At 61.3% G+C, this 20,066-nt stretch carries 16 protein-coding genes; 8 read left to right on the top strand and 8 right to left on the bottom strand.

Features of this window, described 5'->3' with window-relative positions:
* Positions 1-58: 58 nt before the first annotated feature.
* The 4 genes from secB to ABCS64_RS10270 all read left to right on the top strand — a co-directional run bounded on the left by secB (position 59) and on the right by ABCS64_RS10270 (position 4,532).
* Positions 59-544 carry a protein-export chaperone SecB gene (gene secB, locus ABCS64_RS10285; RefSeq protein WP_418891744.1) on the top strand — a complete coding sequence of 162 codons (486 nt, stop codon included), beginning with the start codon at positions 59-61 and terminating at the stop codon, positions 542-544.
* Between the two features lie 74 nt (positions 545-618).
* Positions 619-1,065, top strand: a complete 447-nt coding sequence (locus ABCS64_RS10280; protein WP_418891743.1) for an SH3 domain-containing protein — start codon at positions 619-621, stop codon at positions 1,063-1,065.
* Positions 1,066-1,068: 3 nt separating this feature from the next.
* Positions 1,069-2,073, top strand: coding sequence for an NAD(P)H-dependent glycerol-3-phosphate dehydrogenase (locus ABCS64_RS10275; protein ID WP_418891742.1), 1,005 nt, complete (start codon positions 1,069-1,071; stop codon positions 2,071-2,073).
* A gap of 1,079 nt (positions 2,074-3,152) precedes the next feature.
* Positions 3,153-4,532, top strand: coding sequence for an IS1380 family transposase (locus ABCS64_RS10270; RefSeq protein ID WP_418891741.1), 1,380 nt, complete (start codon positions 3,153-3,155; stop codon positions 4,530-4,532).
* A 657-nt stretch (positions 4,533-5,189) separates the two neighbouring features.
* On the opposite strand, the gene ABCS64_RS10265 is transcribed toward ABCS64_RS10270, so the two are convergent.
* The 6 genes from ABCS64_RS10265 to ABCS64_RS10240 form a co-directional block, all read right to left on the bottom strand.
* Positions 5,190-7,781 (bottom strand): dihydroxyacetone kinase family protein, encoded by a 2,592-nt coding sequence (locus ABCS64_RS10265; RefSeq protein ID WP_418891740.1) that lies wholly within the window; start codon positions 7,779-7,781, stop codon positions 5,190-5,192.
* 24 nt (positions 7,782-7,805) lie between these two features.
* The gene (gene derI, locus ABCS64_RS10260) at positions 7,806-8,264 is read right to left on the bottom strand and encodes a D-erythrulose-4-phosphate isomerase (protein ID WP_418891739.1); all 459 of its coding nucleotides are present in this window, start codon (positions 8,262-8,264) and stop codon (positions 7,806-7,808) included.
* A 289-nt stretch (positions 8,265-8,553) separates the two neighbouring features.
* Complete coding sequence (locus ABCS64_RS10255; protein ID WP_418891738.1) at positions 8,554-10,068, bottom strand: tripartite tricarboxylate transporter permease; 1,515 nt, start codon at positions 10,066-10,068, stop codon at positions 8,554-8,556.
* A gap of 45 nt (positions 10,069-10,113) precedes the next feature.
* Entirely contained in the window at positions 10,114-10,617 is a 504-nt protein-coding gene (locus ABCS64_RS10250) for a tripartite tricarboxylate transporter TctB family protein (RefSeq protein WP_418891737.1), read from the bottom strand.
* A 253-nt stretch (positions 10,618-10,870) separates the two neighbouring features.
* Complete coding sequence (locus tag ABCS64_RS10245; protein ID WP_418891736.1) at positions 10,871-11,866, bottom strand: Bug family tripartite tricarboxylate transporter substrate binding protein; 996 nt, start codon at positions 11,864-11,866, stop codon at positions 10,871-10,873.
* Positions 11,867-11,955: 89 nt separating this feature from the next.
* Positions 11,956-12,972 (bottom strand): 4-hydroxythreonine-4-phosphate dehydrogenase PdxA, encoded by a 1,017-nt coding sequence (locus ABCS64_RS10240; protein WP_418891735.1) that lies wholly within the window; start codon positions 12,970-12,972, stop codon positions 11,956-11,958.
* A gap of 426 nt (positions 12,973-13,398) precedes the next feature.
* Between ABCS64_RS10240 and ABCS64_RS10235 the strand changes: the two genes are divergently transcribed.
* Both ABCS64_RS10235 and ABCS64_RS10230 read left to right on the top strand, forming a co-directional pair.
* Positions 13,399-14,307, top strand: coding sequence for an NAD-dependent epimerase/dehydratase family protein (locus ABCS64_RS10235; protein WP_418891938.1), 909 nt, complete (start codon positions 13,399-13,401; stop codon positions 14,305-14,307).
* A 47-nt stretch (positions 14,308-14,354) separates the two neighbouring features.
* The gene (locus tag ABCS64_RS10230; protein ID WP_418891734.1) at positions 14,355-15,494 is read left to right on the top strand and encodes a THUMP domain-containing class I SAM-dependent RNA methyltransferase; all 1,140 of its coding nucleotides are present in this window, start codon (positions 14,355-14,357) and stop codon (positions 15,492-15,494) included.
* Between the two features lie 77 nt (positions 15,495-15,571).
* On the opposite strand, the gene ABCS64_RS10225 is transcribed toward ABCS64_RS10230, so the two are convergent.
* Positions 15,572-16,474 carry a class I SAM-dependent methyltransferase gene (locus ABCS64_RS10225; protein ID WP_418891733.1) on the bottom strand — a complete coding sequence of 301 codons (903 nt, stop codon included), beginning with the start codon at positions 16,472-16,474 and terminating at the stop codon, positions 15,572-15,574.
* A gap of 426 nt (positions 16,475-16,900) precedes the next feature.
* Positions 16,901-17,806, bottom strand: a complete 906-nt coding sequence (locus ABCS64_RS10220; protein ID WP_418891732.1) for a ketopantoate reductase family protein — start codon at positions 17,804-17,806, stop codon at positions 16,901-16,903.
* A 562-nt stretch (positions 17,807-18,368) separates the two neighbouring features.
* Between ABCS64_RS10220 and ABCS64_RS10215 the strand changes: the two genes are divergently transcribed.
* Both ABCS64_RS10215 and ABCS64_RS10210 read left to right on the top strand, forming a co-directional pair.
* Positions 18,369-19,139, top strand: a complete 771-nt coding sequence (locus ABCS64_RS10215; RefSeq protein WP_418891731.1) for a sulfite exporter TauE/SafE family protein — start codon at positions 18,369-18,371, stop codon at positions 19,137-19,139.
* Positions 19,136-19,522 carry a nitrous oxide-stimulated promoter family protein gene (locus ABCS64_RS10210; RefSeq protein WP_418891730.1) on the top strand — a complete coding sequence of 129 codons (387 nt, stop codon included), beginning with the start codon at positions 19,136-19,138 and terminating at the stop codon, positions 19,520-19,522. Before ABCS64_RS10215 ends, ABCS64_RS10210 begins: the two co-directional genes overlap by 4 nt.
* Positions 19,523-20,066 lie beyond the last annotated feature (544 nt).

Genomic DNA, 20,066 nt, shown 5'->3' with positions numbered 1-20,066 from the left:
CTCGGCGGCTTTTGGAGTATTTACGCCCTATTTCCCCATCTGACAGGAAACCTTCATCATGACTACGGAACAAGAACCCGCAGCACAAGAAACCCCGGCATTTGCCATTGAAAAACTGTATATCAAGGATCTTTCGGTGGAAGTGCCAAACGCGCCGGCCATTTTCCTTGAAAATCAGGGGCCTGAAGTGGCTCTGCAATTGCAAACCAAAGCGCAGCACCTGTCCGACGAGGCTTTTGAGAGTACGCTCACCGTGACGGTGACGGCCAAAATTGGCGAAAAAACCGTATTTCTCGTGGAAATCAGCCAGTCGGGCATTTTCCTTATCCGTAACGTTCCGGAAGAAAATCTCGAGCCGTTGCTCTCGATCGCTTGCCCGAACATCCTGTTCCCTTACGCACGAGAAGTGATTTCCGATACGGTTGCGCGCGCCGGCTTCGCGCCGGTCATTCTTCAGCCGGTCAATTTCGAGGCGCTCTATGCCGCGCAGCAGCAGGAACAGGCGCAAAAAGCCGCCAATGGCGCGACAGAGCCGACCCCTTGATTTTTCGGCCGCCTGGCGGAGTGGTGAGAGCTTTCTCCATAGTGGCATTCGATGAAAGAACTGCAATGAAACCTGTGACGAAACGTATACCGCTGCTATTGGCCGTATGTTGTGCGCTGCCTGTTGCTTCGCCCGTTTTTGCCGCCGATTTCCAAACGGTCGATACGGCGGCCATCCTGTATGACGCACCCTCGCAGCGCGGCAAAAAGCTGTTCGTCATCAGGCGCGGTACCCCCGTAGAACAGGTCGTCAACCTCGAAGCATGGGTCAAGGTACGCGATGCTGACGGCGGTTTGGCCTGGATCGAGAAAAAACATCTGTCGGGTCGGCGTACCGTCATCGTGACGGCCGCGCACGCCGAAATCCGCGAGCGTCCGGACGCGAGCGCGCCGCTGGTATTTTCAGCCGAGCAGAAAGTCTCGCTTGACTACCAGGAGACCGCGCCGGGCGGGTGGGTCAAGGTGCGTCATCGTGACGGCCAGTCTGGTTACGTGCGCACGAACCAGATCTGGGGCGTCTAGGTTTTGCGCCTTACGGTTGCGGGCGCGGGCGCCTGGGGCACGGCGCTCGCCATCACCTTCTGCGCCAGACATCACACCACCTTGTGGGCGCGGGATGCCCATGCTGCGCGCAGACTGGCAACGATCCGGGAAAATCAACGCTATCTTCCCGGCTGCCGCTTACCCGAGGCGCTCAATATCGAGGCGGATTTCTCTGCCGCAATTGCCGAGACCGATCTGCTGATATTGGCCGTGCCGCTTGCAGGCTTACGGCCGCTCTTGCGCCGTTTGCGCGATCTCCATTACGCCGGGCCGCTGCTCTGGGTCTGTAAAGGTCTGGAGTCGGAAACCGCTTGTCTCCCCCATCAGATCGTCAATGAGGAATTGGCGGGAACGGGCGCTTCCGGAGACGGACGTTATGGTGTCCTGAGCGGCCCGAGTTTTGCCCAGGAGGTTGCGCGGGGCTTGCCGACTGCGCTGACGCTTGCTGCCAACACTCTCGCATTTGCACAGCAAACGGCCGCTGTACTGCATAGCCCGCATTTGCGCATTTACGCCAATAGCGACCTGGTTGGCGCGGAAGTCGGCGGCGCCGTCAAGAATGTCATCGCGATTGCTGCCGGCATCAGCGACGGCCTGGGGTTCGGCCACAATGCACGGGCAGCCCTGATCACGCGCGGCCTGGCTGAAATCGCCCGTTTAGGCATGGCCCTGGGCGGGCAGCCGGAAACCTTTATGGGGCTGACCGGCATGGGTGACCTGCTGCTGACGTGTACGGGCGACCTTTCACGTAACCGGCGCGTCGGGCTGGCGCTGGCTGCGGGTAAGAAATTGCCCGAAATTCTTGCCGATCTTGGGCATGTTGCCGAAGGCGTCAATACCGCGCAGGCGCTCATCCGTCTTGCTGAGCGGTTGGCGGTCGAGATGCCGATTACGCAGGCGGTAGATGCCATCCTGAATCACGACAAGCCGGCGGTGGATACCGTCGCGCAGTTATTGCAGCGCAACCCTAAAACAGAAGCGCTGTAATCACCGGCCGCCCCGGCCCATAGGCCGCGCCGCGCCGGGGTGAAGCATCACCGTCCGAAGCACAGCCGCCGCGACCGAAGACCCGCAACGACGCCTACCCCGAACCCCGCGTAAAACGGGCATCTCCGGAGGGACTGCCCGCTAGCCCAGTGTTTACGGGCGCTCCAGACCTGCCTATCCGCAAACCCAGTATTTACAGGGGTTCCCGGGCTACCTATCTTCAATCCCACTGTCTACGGGCACTTCCAGCCTGCCTGCCGGCAAACGCCCGACTGACACGGGTTTTGGAAGCGATCGGGCTGAAACGCCCAAAAGACGCGGGGTCCAGGCCGGCCGACCTAGCCAATTCCAGCCAACTGCGCATTACCGCCGGAACACGCGGATAAGGCAGCGCAACATCGCCGCAGAACGAGCAGCGTTTCTCGTCGCCGTTGCTACGAACCAGCGCTTGCCAACGCGGACGCGAAAAAAGCGAAGGCAAAGTTCCAGTGACTGAAGACCGGCAACGACGCCTACCCTGAACCCCGCGTAAAACGGGCATCTCCGGAAGGGCTGCCCGCTAGCCCAGTGTTTACGGGCGCTCCAGACCTGCCTATCCGCAAGCCCAGTATTTACAGGGGTTACCGGGCTGCCTATCTTCAATCCCACTGTTTACGGGCACTTCCAGCCTGCCTGCCGGAAAATGCGCGACTGACACGGGTTTTGGAAGTGACCGGGCTGAAACGCCCAAAAGACGCGGGGTCCAGGCCGGCCGATCTAGCCAATTCCAGCCAACTGCGCATTACCGCCGGAACACGCGGATAAGGCAGCGCAACAGCATCGCCGCAGAACAAGCAGCGTTTCTCGTCGCCGTTGCCACGAACCAGCGCTTGCCAACGCGGCCTCGAAAAAAGCGAAGGCAAAGTTCCAGTGACTGAAGACCGGCAACAATGCCTACCCCGCAGCCCGCGTAAAACGGGCATCTCCGGAGGGGCTGCCCGCTAGCCCGCATTTCTCACAGATAGAAGGTGCATCGCGGCCGGAGATATAAGAAAGTTTTTTTGCGAGAACGACTTAACCATATCTCTGAGGAAGCCGCGATGCCGACACAGTGTACCGTAGTCAGCCCATGCGCGAAGCGTATTGATGGCCGCCAGGTGGCGGTGGATTTCGACGGAGGGCAGATCAGTTCGGATGCGGGCGCGCTGTTGCTGCGCGAGGTCGATCGCACCTTGCGGCTGACCGAACGGGTGGCGGCCTGCTTCGAGGATGGGCGCGATCCGGAGCTGATCGAACACACGGTGCACACGTTGGTGATGCAACGGATCGTGGGGATCGCGCTGGGCTACGAGGACCTGAACGATCACGATCAATTGCGCCGTGACCCGGTACTGGCCACGCTGGCCGGTAAGCTCAGCGCTCGGCGCAAGGGCTGCGAGCTGCTGGCGGGCAAGTCGACCTTGAACCGGCTCGAACATGCCCCCGACACCAAGGACGGTTCGCGCTATCACAAGATCGCTCACGATCCGGCGGCCTTCGAGTCGCTGTTCGTCGCGTGCTTCATTGAGGCGCACGAGCAGGCACCTGACGAGATCATCCTCGATCTGGACGCCACCGACGACCCGCTGCACGGCCAGCAGGAAGGGCGTTTCTTCCATGGTTACTACGGCGGCTACTGCTACCTGCCGCTGTACATCTTCTGCGGCCGACATCTGCTCGCCGCCAAGCTGCGCCGGGCCAACACGGATGCCTCGGCGGGCAGCATCGATGAACTCGAACGCATCGTCACCCAGATCCGCCGCCACTGGCCGGAGGTGCGCATCGTGCTGCGTGCCGACTCGGGCTTTGCGCGCGATGCCTTGATGAGTTGGTGCGAGCAGACGCACATCGACTTCGTCTTCGGGCTGGCCAAGAACGACCGGCTCAAGGCCCAGATCGAAACCGAGATGAGCCAGGCGCAGGCCGAATGCACCCAGACCGGCAAGCCCGCACGGCGGTTTCGCGACTTCACCTACCGCACCCTTGACAGCTGGTCGTGCGCCCGGCGGGTCGTCGGCAAGGCCGAGCAGCTGCCGGGCAAGGCCAATCCGCGCTTCATCGTCACCAGCCTGGACGCTCAGCGCTGGCCGGCACGCGAACTGTACGAGGCGCTGTACTGCGCCCGAGGCGAAATGGAGAACCGCATCAAGGAGTGCCAGCTACACCTGTTCGCCGATCGCACCTCAACGGCGACGATGCGGGCCAATCAGCTGCGGCTGTGGTTCGCCTCCTTCGCCTACGTCATGCTCGAAGCGCTGCGCCGCATCGGGCTGGCTGGCACCGAACTGGCCGAGGCCACCTGCGAGAGCCTGCGCCTGAAACTGCTCAAGATCGGCGCACGGGTCAAGATCAGCGTGCGCCGCATCCATGTCAGCATGGCCAGCAGTCATCCGTTCCAGACCACCTGGCGCCTGGCCCAGGCCAGACTCGCCCCCGGCTGATCCGCCACGCCACCGTGGCCCTGCTGATCCGATCGCGCTCCCGTTCGCGCGAGGCGGTCTCATGCCCAAACAGCGCCGCTTGCCCCCTCAACGCACCTGACCGCCCGCAGAACCTCACCCGCCTGCACTCCATTGGCCGCTCGCGGGCCTGAATCCTCGCGGTCACGGCAACGCGTGAAGGAAAAAGCCGCGCCAACGGGGGCCGAACCGTGAGAGTGTGAGAAATGTGGGCTAGCCCGCTATTTACGCGGGTTTCCGGCCTGCCTATCCGCAAGCCCACTGTTTACGGGCACTTCCAGCCTGCCAGCAAAGGCCCGAATTTGGCGACATGAAAAGGGTTTTGTGGCGCTATAACAAACTGAAGCAAGAGCCAGATACCAGGTACGGTTTATAAGGAGTTATTTTTCGAGAGAATAAGGTTAAGTCTGGACATTAAGGTGGGAAGGCGGTGCGCTGAAGATAGTACGGCTCGTGCGGCAAGGCGCAGCAGCGCATTGATATTATTTTTTGGATGGGGAGGTGACTTTGCGCAGGCGTTTTGGCGATTAGCGGCAAACGTCTCGGGGAAAGCATGAAATTTAGCCAGTACCCAGATTTGCCCTGCCGCATAAAAAAGGCTTGCCTTTGGGCAAGCCTTGAACTGCGGGGAAATCGTGTTCAGGTGAGATTCTTACCAACGACGCAGGCGCAGATTGCCAGTGAGACGGCCCCTGCGTCGGGGTGGCCCAGGCTTCTCTGCGTATGCGCGCGCGCCCGGCCGAGCTTCGGCGCGAGCTGGGCAGTTGCCTCAGCCGCTACTGTTGCTGTCTGTGCGGCATTTTGCCAGGCTGTTTTGAGCGCCATGCCTTTGCCGATCTCAGCCGCCAACGAAGTGACAAATGGCTCGAAGGCATCCACCAGCGTCTTGTCGCCAACCTGAGCGCGGCCGAGGCGCTTGACCGCATCCAGTGCTATCTGCGCTCCCTTGACCACGGCCGCCGCATCCAGCGCCTGCTGGTCGCTGAAGGCAGTGCTCCAGGTTCGCAGCATCAGCCCCCATAACGCGCCCGATGTGCCGCCCGCCCGGTCGACCCAGGCATCGCCGGCGGTGGCCAGCGTACTGGCCAGCCCCGCGCCGGCGGCGACAGCCTTTGCGGCTGCTTCGGCGGCTGCGGCCGAGCCGCGCGCCATTCCCATGCCGTGGTCGCCGTCACCGGCTTGTGCGTCGATCTTACCCAGCGTGTTTTCTGCCTCATGCATGGCATTGGCGATTTCATCAATCAGTTTGGCAACACATTGGGCGCTTTCATGCGAAGGCGCGGCGGCTTCCGGAAAGTGAGTGGTTTCCGGTGGGGTTTCGGAGAGCGGTTCTGCCGGCTGTGTCGGGATAATGTTGCCGCGCCGCAGAACCGGGGTGTCCGATGGCGCGCACCAGTATTCTTCCAGTTCCTCATCAAGCCAGGCCAGCGTCAGCGAGCATCCAGCCATGTCCAGGCTGGTGACGAACTCACCCACCTCCGGCATGACGGGGGTCAGCCCGGCGTTCTTGAGAGCCGCCTCGACGCTGACCCAGAGGACAAACAGTTCCTCATATTTGGTGCAGCCCAGGCCATTCAGGATAACGGCGACGCGGCCGCTCGCTGTGGCGGGTTTTTCTGCCACCAGACGGCTGACCAGTTTTTCTGCCAGCGCCTTGGCCGGCAAGATATCTTCTTCGCTGATCCCCGGCTCGCCGTGGATGCCCAGGCCAACGCCCATTCGCTTGGGCGGTACGGTGAACAAGGGCTGCTCGGCGCCGGGCAGCGTACAGCCGGTGAAGGCGACGCCGAAAGTTACGGTGCTGGCGTTGGCTTTGCGTGCAAGGCGTTCGACTTCGTCGAGATTGAGCCCCGCTTCGGCCGCTGCGCCGGCGATTTTGAAGACGACCAGATCACCAGCCACGCCGCGCCGCAGCTCCGGCTTGTCCGCCGGGCCGCTGGCGACGTCATCGGTAACGGCCATGATGCGCACGTCGACGCCTTCGGACTGGAGGCGTTCGGCCGCCAGGCCAAAGTTCATCATATCGCCCGCGTACTTGCCAAAGCCGAGCAGAATGCCGCCGCCACGGTTTGCCATACGGCTCACGTGCGCTACGCTATGCGCCGACGGAGAGGCAAAAATATCGCCCGCCACGGCGGCGTCGGCCATCCCCGGCCCGACAAAACCGGCAAACGCCGGATAATGGCCGGAACCGCCGCCGACGACCAGCGCTACCTTGCCTTGCGGCGTTGCCGTTGCCCGCACGACGCCGCCCGTGATCAGGCGGACTTGCCTGGAATTGGCAGAAGCGAAACCGGCCAGCGCGGTCGTTGCAAAAACTTCGGGGTCGTCATGAATGCAGGTCATGGGATTTCTCCGTTGGGTACGTTGGGTAGTGGGGGCGAGCAATGTGATGGGGTTTTGTAAAGCTTCCGCAGCTTCTTTTTCACGCGCCAGGCGATCAGCCAGCGCTTCCCGATGATGCGCGGCTTGCCGGACCAGATCGATGATGCGGATGAAACCTTCGGGTTTCCAGGCGGCGCGGCCGACGAACAGACCGTCGACATCGATGATTTCCAGGATGGCTTTGCCGTTTTTCGGCGTCACCGAGCCACCGTAAATGATGCGCGTTTCTTCCGCGACTTCCGCGCCGTAATATTTGCGCAGAATTTCACGCAGAGCGCCATGCCGCGCTGCAATGTACTCGGGTGAGGCCGCCTCGGCGCTACCGATGGCCCAGCGCGGTTCGTAAGCGAGCACGACATCGGGGATGCGCGCACTCGCTTGTCCGGTCAATGAAGTCAGCAGTTGTTCCTGCAATACCGTGTCAGCACGGCCTGCGGCTTTTTCTTTCTGGAGTTCCCCCAGGCAGATGATCGGCGTTAAGCCGGCGGCCAGCGCTTTGTCGACTTTCAGCCGAACGCAGGCGTAGGTTTCGCCAAAGAACTGCAAACGTTCCGAATGCGCCAGTTCGACATAACGACAACCGGCCTCGACCAGCATCGGCGCGGAAATTTCGCCCGTCCAGGCGCCCGCATCCTGCCAATGCATGTTCTGCCCGCCGATGGCGACAGGGACGCCGGCAAAAGCCGCGTGTGCGGCGTGCAGCGAAGTAAAGGGCGGCAGGACGAAAATATCGATGTTCGACAGCGCCTTGCCTGTCGCCCAGGATGAAATTGCTGCGGCGTAACGCCGGGTTTCGGCAACGGTGTTGTTCAGCTTCCAGCCGGTTCCGGCAATCAGGCGGCGCATGGTAGTCCTTTCCGGGCGATACGGTTACTTGCGGTACTTTTCATCGAGTGCGTCAATGGCTTTGACATTGTCGGCCGAGGCGCCTTGCGGATCAAATTCGGATGCCAGCCAGGCATTGACGATGGTTTTTGCCAGTTCCGCGCCGACAACCCGGGCGCCGAGCGTAATGATGTGCGCGTTATTGCTCTTGGCGGCGCGTTCGGCGGAATAGGTATCGTGCGTTTGCGCCGCGCGGATGCCGGGCACTTTGTTGGCCGAGATCGCTACGCCGATTCCCGTGCCGCAGCAGAGAATGCCGCGGTCGTATTCACCGGCCAGAATGGCTCTGGCCACCCGTTCGGCGATATTGGCGTAATACTCGCTGCCCCCGCTGGGCGAGCGGCTCAGGTCGGTGACGTCGACCCCTTTGCAGCCGGCCAGATGCTTGGCCAGAACTTCCGACAGGACAATGCCGGCGCTATCACCGGCCACTGCGATTTTCATGGGCAGATCCTTTCCTGATTCTGATCGAGACAATAAAACGGCGTTCCGGATGCCGGGCGGGCGTCTGTCGAACGCCCATCCAGTGGCAGTGTATTGTTTTTATATTTTCATCACAATATCTCCGCTCCCTGTGCCGGCAAAATGATCCGCGCCATACGCCGCTGCAAGCCTGCCGGCGTCCATCCGGCAGGCAATTAGAAACCGTGGCGGCATGGTTTGGGTCCCTGTCAGGGAACCCGGCGAATTCGGCGAAACCGGAACTTGAACTTGGTCGATTGGCAAACCATGACTATGCGGCGGCTTCCCGATGAGCGCGTTTCATTCGCCGGAGAAGCGCACTGACTGCCGGCCACATCAGCAGAATGAAGGCCAGGCTCATGATGGCCGCGACCAGCGTGGAATTCGTCCAGAAGATCGACAGCGACCCCTTAGACATGATCATCGACTGACGGAACGCATCTTCGGCTTTATCGCCCAGCACCATCGCCAGCACCATGGGCGCGATCGGATAGCCGAGTTTCTTGAAGGCGTAGCCGAGCAGACCGAAAGGCAGCGCCAGCCAGAGGTCGAGGCGCGCGCCGCTGATGGTGTAAGCGCCGATAAAACAGACGACGACGATCATCGGCCCGATGATCGAAAAAGGAATGCGCAGGATGGCGGCGAATATCGGCACGGTCGCCAGCACCAGAATGACCGCCATGACATTGCCGAGATACATGCTGGCGATGGTGCCCCAGACGAAATCGGGGCGTTCGATGAACAGCATGGGGCCGGGCGTCAGTCCCCAGATCATCAGGCCGCCCATCATCACGGCCGAGGTGGCCGAACCGGGCACGCCCAGCGCCAGCATGGGCAAAATGGCGCAGGTGCCCGCCGAGTGGTCGGCGGTTTCCGGCGCGACGACGCCGGCTGGCTCGCCTTTGCCAAAGCGCTCTTTGTTGCGCGAAAAGCGTTTGGCCAGGCCATAGCTCATGAAGGAGGCGGCCGTCGGCCCGCCGGGCGTGATGCCCATCCAGCAGCCGATGAACGCGCTGCGCAGGAGCGTCAGCCAGTGACCGGGCATCGAGGCCACGGCCTTGAAGACGTCACGGACGCGGACGCGCGCGCGAATGCCGTCAAAGCGCAGGCCTTCCTCCATCGTTTGCAGCAGTTCGCCAATGCCGAACAGGCCGATAACGGCAACCAGAAAGCTGATGCCCTTGACCAGTTCGGGGAATCCAAAGGTCAGCCGCATATTGCCCGAGATGCCGTCCATGCCGACGGTGGCGAAGGCAAAGCCGAGCATCATCGACACGATGGCCTTGAACGGAGAGCCGCTGCCCATACCGATGAAGCTGGCGAAGGTCAGCAGAAATACGGCAAAGTATTCCGGCGAACTAAATTGCAGGGTAAACTGGGTGACCCAGCCGGAGAGCAGCGTGATCACCACCACGCCGAACAGCGCGCCCGTTCCGGCGGACATGAAGGCCAGCGTCAGGGCGTGTGCGGCCTGCCCCTGCTGTGCCATCGGATAGCCGTCGAACGTCGTCGCCACCGACGACGGCTCGCCCGGGATATTGAAGAGGATGGAGGTCGTCGAGCCGCCGAACAGCGCGCCCCAGTACATGCTGGTCAGCAGAATGATGGCGGATACCGGATCCATGACAAAGGTCAGCGGCAACAGCAGGGACACGCCGTTCGGCGCGCCCAGACCGGGCAGGACGCCGACCAGAATGCCGAGCAGGACGCCGCCCGCCATGAGCGCAAGATGGAACATGGAAAAAGCGATGCCGAATCCATCCATCAGGTTGCTGAAGTTTTCCAAGACAGAACTCCTGTGCAGAATGGGCGCTTGCCTGCCGGATGGGCGTCAATGGATGCCCAGCAAGGCTTCGAGCGGCCCTTTGAGCAAGGGCACCTGAAACCAGATCTCGAACAGGCAGAAATTTACTGCGGCGGCGGCCAGGCTGATGGCGGCCGCTTTCATCACGCTGTAGCCGCCCTGAAAGACCATGGCGCCGAATAGGTACAAAACCATGCCGACGTAAATACCGAGGAAGGAAGAGACCAGCACGAACAGAAGCATCGGGCCGAAGAAAGCGAGAATGCGCCGGCCTTGTTCGCGTGTCAGAAAAGCCTCGGCCGCATCGCGCCGGTGACGCACAAAGGCCATAATCAGATTGACGGCGCTGGCGGCGATGATGAGCGTGCCGACGTAGAAGGGGAAATAGCCCGGTTCCGGGCCGGCGTCGCCCCAGCCGATGCCGAACTCCAGCGAGCCGTAGCAGACGATGCCGCCGATCAGGCCGGTCAGCAGGGCGATCGCCGCTTCCATGGCGAAGCGGGACAGTAAGCTTGCGGATGGATTTTGCATGCAGCCTCCCAGTCGGGTTTGTTCAGGTTAAAGATTCGGGTCGAAGCAGTCGTCGGGCTGTTGCCGCGCATCCGGCATTGGCCGGAGCCCGCGTCCTTTGGGCTTCTCCGGGCGCCTGCCCGGAGATCCTTTATCCATGCGGGTTTCCGGAGGGGTCTCCGGAGACGCCCTGTTTACAAGGGGTTCCGGGCACCTCCTCGGAGATGCCCTATCCACGCGGATCTCCGGGCAGCCACATCAGCAAGGCAACGGATCAGCGCGCCAGCCACTTCTCGCGCTCGAAAACCCCGCGCGCCCGCGCCGTGTCCTGCTCAATATACTTGCGCAGTTCATCGCCGCTCATGAAGGTTTCCGTCTGCGAGGTCCGCTCGATGTAAGCCTTCCATTCCGGCGTGTGGCGTACCTTGTCCATCACCTCGGAGTAAAAGCTCACAACCTCCTGCGGCACGCCGGCAGCCAGCCAGATCGTGCGCGGCATCTGATAGGCGTCAATCGGTACGCCGGCTTCGCGACAGGTCGGGATCTCCGCCCAGCTCATGGTCTTGGTGACCTTCGGGCCGGCGGCCATGCGCTTGCTGCTGAATACGCAGAGCGGGCGAACCATGTTGGCCTTCCATTGGCCGATGTTCTCGTTCGGGTTATTGACGTTCGAATCAATGTGTCCGCCGGCCAGCTGAACCGCCGCTTCACCGCCGCTTTTGAACGGGATATAGGTAAATTTGCCGCCCGTGGTTTCGCTGATGATGCTGACCAGCGTCTGGTCGGTATCCTTGGATTGCGAACCGCCCATGCGCAGTCCATCGCCCTGCTTTGCCGCGTCGATGAAGCTCTTGGCGTCCTGGATCGGCGACTTGGCGTTGACCCAGATCAGGAATTCATCAAGCGCCATGGCGGCGACGGGCACGAATTTGTCGGCGGAATAGCCCATTTTGGCGACCAGCGGCAGCAGATATTCGTTGTTGGTGCCAAAGGTCACGCGGTGCGGATTGGTCTGCTCGCTGGAGCCATAGACAAAGCCTTCGCTACCCGCGCCGCCGCCTTTATTGACGACCACGATCGGCACGTTCATCAGCTTGTTCTTGATAATGATCGACTGGATGGTGCGGGCAAAGGTATCCGTGCCGCCACCCGCGCCGCTGGTGACGACGAATTCGACGGGTTTTTCCGGCGTCCAGGCGGCTTGCGCCGTCGCGCAGAACAAAGGGAGTGCCGTTGCCAGTGCAACGGTCAGCGTTTGGGTTTTGAACATGAGGGCGCTCCTTGAAAATTGCAGTGGAACCGCATGGTTAAAAGTGCTGCGTGCGTGAATCGAAGGCCACGGCGTCGTGCCTGATCGCCTCAGGCATTGCCGGCAATACACTTTTCCGCGGCCATTTTTGCTGCCATCAGGAAGGCGGCGCGGGCGCCGCCGACGTTGGCAATGCCTTTCCAGGCGATGTCGTAAGCCGTGCCGTGCGCAGGCGTACAGATCGGGAAAGGGAAGCCGCCCAGCAGTGTGACGCCCCGGTCGAAGCCCATCAGCTTCATGGCAATCTGCCCCTGGTCGTGATACATGGTCAATACCGCGTCGAAGGCGCCACCGCGGGCGCGGACGAAAACGGTATCTGCCGGATAGGGGCCGGAAGCATCGAAACCGCGCGCCACGGCGGCCTTGACGGCCGGTTCGATGATCTCGATTTCCTCGCGGCCGCAATTGCCGCCGTCGCCGGCGTGCGGGTTGATGGCGGCCACCGCAATGCGCGGACGGGTAATTCCGGCGGCGCGCAGGCAGCGATCAGCCAGTTCCAACTCGGCCAGAATATTTTCGGTCGTGATTGCCGAGGCGACTTTCGCCAGCGGAATGTGCGAAGTTACCCGGGCGTTCCAAAGACCTTCCAGCACATTGAATTCACGCGCGATGCCCGTAAAACCGATGGTGTCGGAAACAAAACCGATTTCGTCCTCGTAACCGGGATATACGTAGCGCATCGCCTGCTTGTTGAACGGCGTAAAGCAGACGGCGTCGACCGCTCCGGCGTGTGCCATGTGCAGGGCGCGACTGAAGTTATCGATGGCGAAGGCGCCGCCGACCTTCGTCGCCTTGCAGCGCTCGACCTTATCCGGCGAGAGGTTTTCCAGATCGATGAAATGCGGGTCGGGGGCCGAAGTCAGCGGCTGCCCCTGGCGGAGATAGACCAATGCCGGATCCACGCCGGCAACCTGGGCGCCCTGCTCGAAAATACGGCGGTCGCCGAGGACAACGATTCTTGCGGCGGCGCGGATTTCATCCAGCGCCAGCAGTTTTGCCGTCAGTTCCGGGCTGATGCCTGCCGGGTCACCCATCACGAGGGCAATGCGAGGAAGTTCTGAGGCCAAAATCCTTCTCCTTATAGAAAATTCGATATGACCAGACAAAAACCAACGACCTTGCTGATTATGTAGCATTCCGCATGCGCGATTCAATGGCGACAGGCCGGCTAGGCGGGTTTTGTATGAAGCCGGTCTGTCCGGGCGGTCGCATAGCCTTGTGTGCCTTGTTTCTCATACCGTCTATGCCAGGCGCTTGCTGCGTGCCCGCTTTTCGTTGCGTTGTGAAGGAAGTTGAAAGAAATGGGCTAGGTGTTGCCGGCGACGGGGGGCAATGGCGAGGCCGTGAACGCGGCGTGTTTTTCTGAACAATCCGGGCGTTCGGACGGGGCGCGCGAGTTACCGTGTAATGTCTCCTCTGGCAGATTGCCGGCACGCGTTCCGACAATTTCCCGATAGAATCGCGCCGTGAAAAAAATTCGAGCACCGCGCCATGTGCGCTCCATCCTGATCGTCGGTGGCGGCGATATTGCGCGCCGGACATTGCCTGTTTTGTGCGGTCGCTATCGCCTGTTCGTCGTCGTGCGTGATGTGGCGCAAATGGCCTTTTGGCGCGCGCATGGGGCGTACCCCTTGCCCGCCGATCTGGATGAGCGGCGCAGTCTGAAGCGTTTGTCTGGCCTGGCCGATATCGTCCTGCACTTTGCGCCGCCGCCCCGGCATGGGGCGGGAGACGCGCGAATGCGCCGCCTCCTGGCTGCGCTGGCGTGCGCGGCGCGGCCGCCCGGACGCATCGTGTATGTCAGTACTAGCGGCGTCTATGGAGATTGCGCCGGGGCGCGGGTGGATGAAACGCGCCCCGTGCATCCGGCGACACCGCGCGCACGGCGCCGTGTCGATGCCGAGCGCCAGTTGCGGCGTTTTGGCCGGACGCTGGGCACGGCGGTCAGTATCCTGCGCGCGCCGGGCATTTATGCCGCCGGGCGTCTACCGCTCGAACGTCTGCAACGCGGCGTGCCGGCATTGCGTTCGGAAGACGACGTATTTACCAATCACATTCACGCCGATGACCTGGCGCGGCTGGTGTGTGCCGCGCTGCGGCGCGGCCGCCCGAACCGTTGCTATAACGCCTGTGATAACTCCGAGCTTAGAATGGGCGACTACTTCGATCAGGTGGCGGATGCTTTTTCATTGCCGCGTCCGCCGCGCATTGCCCGTGCAACGGCGGAAGACACGCTTTCCGCCGCCCAGCTTTCTTTCATGAGCGAGTCGCGGCGGCTGGATAACCGGCGTCTGCGCCGTGAGTTGGGCGTGCGTCTGCTGTACCCACAGGTTGCGGCGGGTATCGCGGCGGCTCGGGCGGAAGCGTGCAGGCAGAACATGGCAGAGGGTATGCCGCAATAGAAAGTGGAATACCCTGGATTCAGGACATCAGGCATAAGGAAACACGTTTGGAAAATTTTTTTGCCACTTGCCCGCGCGGGCTGGAAACGCTGCTTGCCGAGGACCTTGCGGCGATCGGTGCGCAGGGTGTTCAGTCTGTACCGGGCGGCGCCCATTTCAGCGCCGACTGGGATGCCTGCTACGCCGCCAATCTGCATTCGCGCATCGCCACGCGCATTTTGTGGCGCGTAGCGCAGGGGCGCTACGCAAAGGAGGAGGATATCTATCGGCTGGCGTATGAAACGCCATGGCCGCGCTGGTTTGCCCCCGAGCGAACGATTCGGGTCGATGTGACGGCAATCAAAAGCCCGCTGAAAAGCCTTGAATTCGTTACCCTGCGCATCAAGGATGCCGTATGCGACCGCTTTCGCGCCGACGCCGGACGCCGCCCTGACATCGATACGCGTGCGCCGGAGGTGCGCGTGCATGGCTTCCTAACTGCCGATGGCTGCACGCTCTATCTGGACACGTCGGGCGCGCCCCTGTATCAGCGCGGCCTGCGCCAGAAAACCGTCGATGCGCCGCTCAAGGAAAATCTGGCGGCTGGCATTTTGCGGCTGTCTGGCTGGCAGCCCGGTGTACCGTTGCTCGATCCGATGTGCGGTAGCGGTACGTTTCTTACCGAGGCTGCACAGATTGCGCTCAATATTGCACCCGGCGCGGGCGGGCGTAGCTTCGGCTTCCAGCGCCTGAAAAATTTCCGGCTGGAAACCTGGAAGCATCTGCTCGACGCCGCGCAGGAAGCCGAAAAACCGGCCCGGTTCGCCCAGATTTGGGGCAGCGATATTTCGCCGGTGGCTGTGCGCGCCGCGCTGGCCAATCTCGATCGCGCTGGCCTGCTGCCGGCGGTCACGCTGAGCGCCGGCGATATCCGGGAAATTGCCGCCCCTGCATCGTCCGGTATTCTTGTCGCCAATCCACCCTATGGCGAACGCCTGTCGGAACAGGATGATCTGGTGGCGTTTTACCCGCAGCTGGGGAGTGCGCTCAAGCGTAATTTTTCGGGCTGGGATTGCCATATTCTGACTTCGGATCTCCGTCTGCCCAAGTTGATGCGCCTTGCGCCGAGCCGGAAAACGCCGCTCTACAACGGCGCTATCGAGTGTCGCCTGTTCCGGTTCGTCATGGTGGCGGGGAGCAACCGTTAGACATCAAGGTCGGGCATCAGGCGGCGCGGCGCCGGAACATGATGCCTGACGGCACGCGCATGCAGCGTCTTATGCCGTTATGCGGATTTGAGTGATTTTTTCGGATAGATGTCGAAACGGCTCGACTGGCCGTGCAACGTGTATCCAGGCGGCTGGCCGTCGAGTGGCGGCGCTTGGCGCGGCCGTTTGACGACGACGCGGTGGGAGGCCAGATCGAGCGCGGCCGCGAGCAGGGCCGAAGCATCCCTGTCGTCGCCTGCCAACGGGCGCAGCAGACGCATTTCTTTTTTGACCAGTGCGCTTTTCCGGCGGGGCGGGAACATCGGATCGAGATAAATGACCTGGGGAATATCAGGCGGAGCGCTGTCACTATGGCTGTCCCCATGACCGTGGCGCCAATCGCGCATGAGCGTGATGGCGTCGCCGACGATCAGGGACATGCGGGCAACGATGGCCGCCAGTTCGGCGTTTTCCGATGCGCGCCGCAGCCCGTCTTCAAGCAAGGCGGCAATCAGCGGCTGTCGCTCGATCAGCCTGAGCGGGCATCCGAGTTGCGCCAGGACAAAGGCGTCGCGGCCCAGCCCGGCGGTGGCGTCCAGCACCGTAGGGCGAAGGCCGGGTTGAATGCCGACCGCCTTGGCGATCATCTGGCCGCTACCGCCGCCGAAATGCCGTCGGTGAGCGACGGCGCCGGAGAGAAAGTCGACACGGACGATTCCCGACGTATGGGTGCCGTCCGTTCCGGACGGGGGCAGGTACAGCTGCAATCCCTCGGCGCCGACCTGCAATTGCATGCCGGCTGCCTCAACCGGGTCAACGAGGCGGGAGGAGGACGGAGCCGCGCATCTGTGCTCTGCCGGGTGTGGTGATGGCTGCGGCAGCAGCGGCAGATGCAGGCGTGTTGCCCAGAAGGCCGCCTGTGCGGCGTATTCGGGCAACAGCGGAACGACGTGGATTTGCGACGAGGGCGACAGAATCATGGGTGTGTGTGAGTGTGTGATTCTATGAAAAATGTACGCGAGATTATGCGGGCGACACAGGTTTGACGGATTGAACGAAATTGGGTGGAATTTCTCGCGATCGGAAAATAACCTGATTTCCAGGCGTTTTCCAAAGATTCCCAAACGGCGATCAAAATTCTTTCCGCCTGCTAGCGCCAAATTCCCTAATACTTTCTATCCAATTGATTTGTAAGCGATTAAATTTGTGTGCGCTCACAATCGGTTACGAAAGAATGGAACTTCTGCCACAGACGGTTTTAGGGGGCGGACGTAAACTGCAGCCGTTGCTTCGGTCTCTGCCGCGAGCAACGTTTTGACCCTCCCTGACCCATCGCAACGATGGGATTTACATCCCGTGCCACACCGGCGCGGGATTTTTTTATCCATATCGGTCGTATTTGCTGGCTATTTCGCCGAATTTTCCTGAAGTTTGACCAGCATATGCAGCAGACGATTAACCGGCACGTTGATGTCATGCACCTGCGCGCGGGCAACAACATAGCCGTTTAGACAGTCGATTTCCGTACGGCGGCCGCGCCGCAAATCCTGCGCGGTCGAAGAATACTGGTGAGGCATCGTTTGCGCGATGCTGCTGACCGTATGCTGAATATCCGCAGGCACACTGATGCCGTCTGCTGCGGCGACCTGCAAGCATTCCGCCAGAATGGCGCTCATCGTTTCCGGCGCGCCGGGGGTTTGCACGAGCTGACCATAGGGCAGGCGGGTGATTCCGGACAAGGCGTTATAGACGCAATTGACGATAAGTTTGGCCCACAGATCCTCGCTAATTTTTGGTGAAATGCGTGCCGGAATGCCGGCCTCGCCGAATAAGGCGAGCAACATCTGGCGATGGCGTGTTTCACCGATGACCAGCTCGCCGCGACCGTGATGGCGCATATGGCCGGGGCCGGCCATTTCGGCGGCGACATAGACTGCCGTCGCAATGACTTCCTGCGACAAGTGCTGGCGTAGTCGTTCTGCATTGTCGATGCCATTTTGCAGACTGAGCACGATGGCCGAGGGAGCCAGATGCGGGGCGAGTTGTGCCGCTACGGCCGGCGTATCGGTCGATTTAACGCAAAATAGTACGATGTGCGCAGCCTGCGCCGCTTCGGATTGAGTGCTGGCGGCTACGGCAATTCGCTCGGAGAACGTTGTGGTTTCCAGCCAAAGGCCGTCGCGGCGGATGGCATCGACATGGCTTTCGCGGCCGATCAAGACGACATCATGGCCGGCGCGCGCTAACAGGCCGCCATAGTAACAACCCACGGCGCCTGCGCCCATCACGGCAATTCTGGTCGGTTCATTCATTTTCATACCTCCTGTAATCCTGTTGTTCACGTCGCGATGCCCCGCATACTTCGGGTAGATTTCAGGCAGATGAAAAGATTGTAAACGCGGGCTTTCTCAGGATGTTTTTCCTTTCTGCCATGAGCCAGCCGATGCAGCATTTTCATATGGATGCGGGATCTTCCGGAATCGCCCAAATCGCCGGAATCGCCCGTTTTCCGATCGCCGCCCGGACTTGATGGGCGGTGACCTTACGCCATGCATCGCCGGCTTCTTCGATCGTCAATGCAAAAGTGGCTGGAATGCCGGTCGGCTCGCCCGGTGCGCAGAATTATAGTGAGGGGAATCCGCTTCCAGACTATTTGCCGTCCGCAAAATCCATGCAAAGTTAATGAAATGGCGCAATGACGGGCAATGGTACTGGGTTCGACGGTACCCGCCGGTTTGCCTCATAATCCGGCTTCACTTCCGTGCGGTATTTGTTGGTGTTTCGGCCGTCTATCCGCGCCAGCTGGCCTCGCCGGGCGGGTGTTTTTCAGAGCGCGGCGGGTGAGGGTATCCGCCGTCGTTCAACGACCTTTTTATGAATTACGAACTTTTCTCTTTTTTTATGCTGGGCGTTGCGGCGCTGTTTGCCGGTTTTATCGACGCAGTGGTCGGCGGTGGCGGCCTGATTCAGGTGCCAGCCTTGTTTTCGTTGTACCCGGATACAGCGCCGGCGAGTCTGTTCGGCACCAATAAGATTTCCAGTCTTGTCGGCACGAGCAACTCCGCCATCCGCTACGTCCGCAGCGTCAGAATGCCGTGGCGGGCCGCCTTGCCAGCGGCTGCGGCTGCCTTCATTTTTGCCTATCTCGGCTCGATGTCGGTCGCCTGGCTGCCGATCCGCCTCCTGCGCCCAATGATTCTGGCGTTGCTCATCGGTGCGGCGATCTATACGTTTTGGCGCAAGGAATTTGGCACGGTTCATGAGCCGCGGCATTGCGGGCGCCGCGAATTTTTTCGCGCCCTGCTGCTGGGCGCGGCGATTGGTTTTTACGATGGATTCTTCGGACCGGGTGCGGGCAGCTTCCTGATCTTTCTCTTCATCCGCGTGTTCGGCTTCGATTTCCTGCATGCTTCTGCGGCATCAAAAGTTGTCAACGTCGCCACCAATCTGGCCTCGATCGGATTCTTCATCCCGCATGGCTATTATCTGCCGCTGGTCGCCGTCATGATGGCCGCCGCCAACCTCACCGGTTCGTTCATCGGCACGCGCATGGCGCTCAGGCACGGCAGCGGCTTCGTCCGCCGTCTGTTCTTCGGCGTGGTCTGCGTGCTGATCATCAAGTTCGCTTGGGACACCTTCGCGTGAAGAGTGTCGAATTCCGCACCGACAAGCGCTTTATCCGCCGGGCGCGCGAGCTGAAAACCGTCGGCGCCATGGTGCGTCTCTATTGCCGCGCGCACCACCACACCCTTCAGGGCCTGTGCGGCGAATGCAGCACCCTGCTCGACTACGCCCGGCGACGGCTGGAAGCCTGCCCTTTCGGCGATGCCAAGCCGGCGTGCAACAAGTGTCTGGCGCACTGCTACAGCGCCCATCACCGCGAACAGATACGCATCATCATGCGCTGGGCGGGGCCGCGCATGCTGCGCTACCATCCGCTGATGGCGATCCGTCACCTGCTTGCTGCCCGCCGGCCGCCGCCGCGCCTGCCGGAAAAGAAGGCCAGGGTGCGCAAGATGGCGAACTGATGGACACGGCCGAAAGAAGGGTGCCCGCAACCCCTTATGGATAGGGCGTTTCCGGGCAGGTGCCTCTGAAGCCCTTATAAATAAAGGGCTGGCGGGCAGGTGTGCCGGAGAAGCCCTAAATACGCGGGCTTCAGGCCACCGCTTTTTAGAGATGCGCCTGCGCTTTCGCCCCAGCGTTTTCCAATTCTCCCACTGTGAGGGAGACGTCCCGAAACCCGCGCGGATAAAGGACTTCAGGGCAGTGTGCCCGGAAGAACAAAAAACAAGGATTGAAAGGATTGTTTGACTGTAGGCGCTGTCTCCGCCCGCGAGGGTTTCTTTTGATGCCGTTGCGCTGAGCGGCAGCGCGCCCCGCTGACTTTCTTTGCCTCGCCAAAGAAAGTCAGCAAAGAAAGGCGACCCCGAGGCGCAGAAAACCCCTTGTCGCGGGTTGCTTGGCGGCGGGCTTGATTAACTCGCGGCGCTCAGACAATCAGCCCTTGTTCCCGCCAAGCCGCCCCGCGCCTGCGGCTGCGCCTAAGGGGTTTGGGGGCACTCCGTGCTT

Source organism: Dentiradicibacter hellwigii, assembly GCF_041770905.1.
GTDB classification, from domain to species: domain Bacteria; phylum Pseudomonadota; class Gammaproteobacteria; order Burkholderiales; family Rhodocyclaceae; genus Propionivibrio; species Propionivibrio hellwigii.
The sequence above is the reverse complement of the archived record's forward strand: the minus strand, read 5'-3'. Positions and strand labels throughout refer to the sequence as shown.

Excerpts from the sequence above, each read along its gene's own strand:
- secB (WP_418891744.1), top strand. The coding sequence starts at position 59 with ATGACTACGGAACAAGAACCCGCAGCACAAGAAACCCCGGCATTTGCC.
- ABCS64_RS10270 (WP_418891741.1), top strand. The coding sequence starts at position 3,153 with ATGCCGACACAGTGTACCGTAGTCAGCCCATGCGCGAAGCGTATTGAT.
- ABCS64_RS10265 (WP_418891740.1), bottom strand. The coding sequence starts at position 7,781 with ATGCGCCGCCTGATTGCCGGAACCGGCTGGAAGCTGAACAACACCGTT.
- derI (WP_418891739.1), bottom strand. The coding sequence starts at position 8,264 with ATGAAAATCGCAGTGGCCGGTGATAGCGCCGGCATTGTCCTGTCGGAA.
- ABCS64_RS10250 (WP_418891737.1), bottom strand. The coding sequence starts at position 10,617 with ATGCAAAATCCATCCGCAAGCTTACTGTCCCGCTTCGCCATGGAAGCG.
- ABCS64_RS10245 (WP_418891736.1), bottom strand. The coding sequence starts at position 11,866 with ATGTTCAAAACCCAAACGCTGACCGTTGCACTGGCAACGGCACTCCCT.
- ABCS64_RS10225 (WP_418891733.1), bottom strand. The coding sequence starts at position 16,474 with ATGATTCTGTCGCCCTCGTCGCAAATCCACGTCGTTCCGCTGTTGCCC.
- ABCS64_RS10220 (WP_418891732.1), bottom strand. The coding sequence starts at position 17,806 with ATGAATGAACCGACCAGAATTGCCGTGATGGGCGCAGGCGCCGTGGGT.
- ABCS64_RS10215 (WP_418891731.1), top strand. The coding sequence starts at position 18,369 with ATGAATTACGAACTTTTCTCTTTTTTTATGCTGGGCGTTGCGGCGCTG.